This is a genomic window from Clostridium sp. 1001271B_151109_B4, assembly GCF_015670405.1.
GTDB lineage: Bacteria > Bacillota > Clostridia > Clostridiales > Clostridiaceae > Clostridium.
Window position 1 is genome coordinate 1 of the sequence record NZ_JADPBQ010000043.1, and the last position, 3,202, is coordinate 3,202.

Consider the following 3,202-nt stretch of genomic DNA (forward strand, 5'->3'; position numbering starts at 1 on the left):
ACTCTCAAAAGAATTGCTGGTTTACTTTAACTATATTCTGTTCAATTTTCAAAGACCATTTACTCTGTCACACCGAAGCGACTTCTTTATCTTATCACTACTTACGACATCTGTCAATAACTTTTTTAAAAGTTTTTGTCGTATTTTGAAAGCGACAATTGGTATCTTATCACTTTAGCAATTACTTGTCAATAACTTATTTTTTATAAGTTTTTGTAGTATTTTGTCATCAGCGACGTATTTTATCTTATCATTATATATTACTTATGTCAACAACTTTCTTTTAATTAAATAATACTTTATTTAATTAGAAGAAAGTGAGTTGAATACTTTATTTAGATTTTATATTCCCTAGTAGGTTTAATATCTACAATATACTATTCACTCACTTAACTTATTTTGAAAATACAAGTTTCCCTTATACTTCTATCTATTGAATATTGTTTTTATAGAATCTAATAAGCTCTGTTTTGATACTCCTTTATCATTATCTATATTACGTGTTAAATCCATTATAGGTTTAATTTTATATATTGTATCTTTATATCCTTTAGATATTCTTTTTCTAATTACATCTGTATTAAAATCCATCATTCCCTTTAAGTCTGCACCTTCACCTTCTTCTGAATTAATCTGTATTATATTAGTATTAGGATACATCTCTGTATTTATCTGACTATCTGCTGATAATTGAACTACTATTATAATATCACAATGTTCTCCATATACAGGTTGTATTGGTACATTATCAACAATTCCCCCATCTAAGTAATTAATATTATCTATTAGAGGAGAATCATATATTAATGGAACTGCTGATGTTGCATATAATATTTGTTTTATAATATCTTCTGAATATTCATTAATATTAAAGTATTGTGCTCTTATTTCTGGAATACTCGTACATGTTGCAAATCCCTTTACCTTAGAATTCTTAATCTTCTTAAAATCAACCTTTTTTAATATATCATTCAATCCCTCTCTCGATAAGGTCCCCCCCTTAACAACAGTAGGTATATATTTTTTTATAAATGACATATTTTTGGCCCCTAAAAAAAATAATATTCCTTTTACAATTAAATCTTTTTCTTCTAATGGTAGAATTTCTTCTCTTGTTAAGCTACACCAAATTTCTTCAGCTAAATTCAAGTTTCCCTGTAAAAACAACATAGCATTTAATGCTCCTATAGAAGTTCCAGAAACAACTTCTATATATTTATCTATGTTTAATTCAGATAGAGCCTTCCAAACTCCTATTTGATAAGCTCCTCTTGAACCCCCTCCAGCTAAAACTAATCCTACCTTCATACTCTCCTCCCAATTACTTATCACACCCTAAAGCTTTAATAATTATAAGTGCAGTATCTTCTATAGCCCTTTGAGTAACATCTATGGTCTTACAACCTAACTTTCTAATAATTTTATCTGAAAAATCAAACTCCTCTATTATTCTAGCATCACCTGCATATTCAATATTAGAAGGTATTCTATGGAACTTATCTAATCTTCGCTTTCTAATTTCTATTAATTGCAATGGATTTATTGTTAAGCCAAATATTTTATGTTTATCTATTTCAAATAATTCTTTTGGCACTTCTACTTCTGGAACTAAAGGAATATTAATGGCCTTAATTCCTTTATTAGCTAAATACATGCATAATGGTGTTTTAGAAGTTCTAGATAATCCAACTAAAACAACATCTGCATTTTTTAATCCTCTATAATCTTTGCTATCATCATACTGCATAGCAAACTCCATTGCTTCAATTCTTTTAAAATATGCTTCATCTGTTTTCCACATAGCTCCTGGATTATATTGTGGTTGCTCATTTAAAATTGATGATGCAACATTAATTATAGGCCCTAATACATTTATAATTGATACATTACTTTCTATACATTGTTGAGTTAAATACTCTCTTACATTTACAGTAATAATAGTTGATACAATCATTGTATTTTCACAGGCTTTAATATCACTCATAAGTTCTTGTACATCCTCTAAACTCTTAACATAAGGAATTCTTCGCACTTCAACATTTTCCGAAAACTGGCTTGCTGCAGCCTGTGCTACCTGTTCCGCTGTTTCTCCTATTGAATCTGATACTGCAAAAATTGTTAGCATATCTAATACCCTCCTATTTCTCTCAATTAAACTAAATTCTCTTACACTTATTATTATACCAACTTTTTTCAAATAATTGCTAATATGATGAATTATAATATCTATTATGATAAAATCAAAGTATACTTAATCTAACTTTAGGAGGAGCTTATGAAAAATTCGCTTAATAAAGATAAAATAATTACAATTGGATTATTGCCAATTATGTGGCTGGTATATTTCTTATTTGAAATAGTTAGTGGTAGAGTCAAAGACTTTTATACTCTTATACTGAACCTTTCTTTACTTTTAGTATTTGCACTGGTTGGATTAATTATCTATAAGTGTAGTACTAAAAATATAAATGGCTTGAATAATAAATCATTACTTATTACTTTCTTAATTTTAATGCTCTTAGATCAGGGTCTTAAAGTAATTATTAAAACTAATTTCTTTCATTCTTATTTTGAAATAATTCCAGATTTTCTTTCATTTAATCCTATAATAAATACTCAAGGCTCTTGGCTAAATGCTAGATTCAATTTTAATATTGGATTTTCATTATTAATCTTAATCAATGGAATAGCTCTATTGCTATTTATTGAGTTATATAGATACGTAAAATATAAAGGTCAGAAAAACTTTTGGATAGATATGTGCTTCATCTTTATCTTTGCAGGAGCTTTATGTTCATTTATAGATAAAGTATTTTACGGTGGTAGCCTAGACTTCATAGGAATAAGTGATTTGTTTATTGCTGATTTCAAAGATATATATATAAACTTAGGTTTGCTATTTTTTATTATGTCTTGTTATAAAAATGGTTTCTTTTCTGAAACAGAAGAAACATCTTTTAAAGATGATTTGAATTCTATAAAGAAATTTATTATATTCATAAAAAAAGATTTATTAAGTATATTAAAAAAGGAAAAGGTATAAATACCTTTTCCTTTTTATATATATATTATTATGCTAAGCAAGTTTCTTATTAAAAAATCACTTCTATAATAGAAGTGATTTTTGGTGGCTTACCGGGGAATCGAACCCCGGACACCTTGATTAAAAGTCAAGTGCTCTACCGACTGAGCTAGTAAACCA

The 3,202-nt window shown here is 27.6% G+C and carries 3 protein-coding genes and 1 tRNA gene; 1 reads left to right on the plus strand and 3 read right to left on the minus strand.

Annotated elements, in window-relative coordinates:
* Positions 1-426: 426 nt before the first annotated feature.
* Entirely contained in the window at positions 427-1,308 is an 882-nt protein-coding gene (locus I4V63_RS15355) for a patatin-like phospholipase family protein (protein WP_196002092.1), read from the minus strand.
* A 13-nt stretch (positions 1,309-1,321) separates the two neighbouring features.
* Positions 1,322-2,125: a pyruvate, water dikinase regulatory protein gene (locus I4V63_RS15360; protein WP_196002093.1), complete on the minus strand. Its 804-nt coding sequence runs from the start codon at positions 2,123-2,125 to the stop codon at positions 1,322-1,324.
* A 150-nt stretch (positions 2,126-2,275) separates the two neighbouring features.
* Between I4V63_RS15360 and I4V63_RS15365 the strand changes: the two genes are divergently transcribed.
* Complete coding sequence (locus tag I4V63_RS15365; RefSeq protein ID WP_196002094.1) at positions 2,276-3,043, plus strand: signal peptidase II; 768 nt, start codon at positions 2,276-2,278, stop codon at positions 3,041-3,043.
* 82 nt (positions 3,044-3,125) lie between these two features.
* Here the strand turns inward: I4V63_RS15365 and I4V63_RS15370 are convergent.
* A tRNA-Lys gene (locus I4V63_RS15370) sits at positions 3,126-3,201 on the minus strand.
* Position 3,202 lies beyond the last annotated feature (1 nt).

Coding starts and splice junctions, on each gene's coding strand:
- I4V63_RS15360 (WP_196002093.1), bottom strand. CDS start 2,125: ATGCTAACAATTTTTGCAGTATCAGATTCAATAGGAGAAACAGCGGAA.
- I4V63_RS15365 (WP_196002094.1), top strand. CDS start 2,276: ATGAAAAATTCGCTTAATAAAGATAAAATAATTACAATTGGATTATTG.
- I4V63_RS15355 (WP_196002092.1), bottom strand. CDS start 1,308: ATGAAGGTAGGATTAGTTTTAGCTGGAGGGGGTTCAAGAGGAGCTTAT.